This window comes from Lysobacter sp. TAB13 (assembly GCF_052113885.1).
GTDB classification, from domain to species: domain Bacteria; phylum Pseudomonadota; class Gammaproteobacteria; order Xanthomonadales; family Xanthomonadaceae; genus Lysobacter; species Lysobacter gummosus.
In genome coordinates, this window is record NZ_JBFRDR010000138.1 from 1 (window position 1) to 511 (window position 511).

The 511-nt window shown below is 65.1% G+C and carries 1 protein-coding gene; it reads left to right on the top strand.

Annotation, left to right across the window (positions count from 1 at the left end):
- Nucleotides 1–511 (top strand): peroxidase family protein (locus AB4Y92_RS25505; RefSeq protein WP_441822155.1); only part of this gene is annotated, 511 nt, incomplete at both ends.

Here is a 511-nt window from a genome sequence, read left to right on the forward strand (position 1 = left end):
CTGTTCCAGTCCGCCAAGTTCGGCACCGAGATGCAGTATCAGCATCTGGTGTTCGAGGAGTTCGCCCGCACGGTCCAGCCGCAGGTCGACGAATTCCTGGCGCCCAACGGCTACGACACCACGATCAACCCGGCGATCSTCGCGGARTTCGCGCAYACSGTCTATCGCTTCGGYCAYTCGATGCTGACCGAGACGGTCGAYCGCTTCGACCCGAACTTCAACACCGTCGGCGGCGACCCACAGCTCGGCCTGATCGCAGCCTTCCTCAATCCGCTCGCCTATGCCGCGAGCGGCGTCACTCCGGAGCAGGCGACCGGCGCGATCGTGCGTGGCGTCACCCGCCACGTCGGCAATGAGATCGACGAGTTCGTYACCGAAGCGCTGCGCAACAACCTGCTCGGCCTGCCGCTCGACCTCCCGGCGCTGAACATYGCGCGCGGTCGCGATACCGGCATCCCGTCGCTCAACAATGCGCGCTCCGAATTCTTCGCGATGACCGGCGACAGCCAAC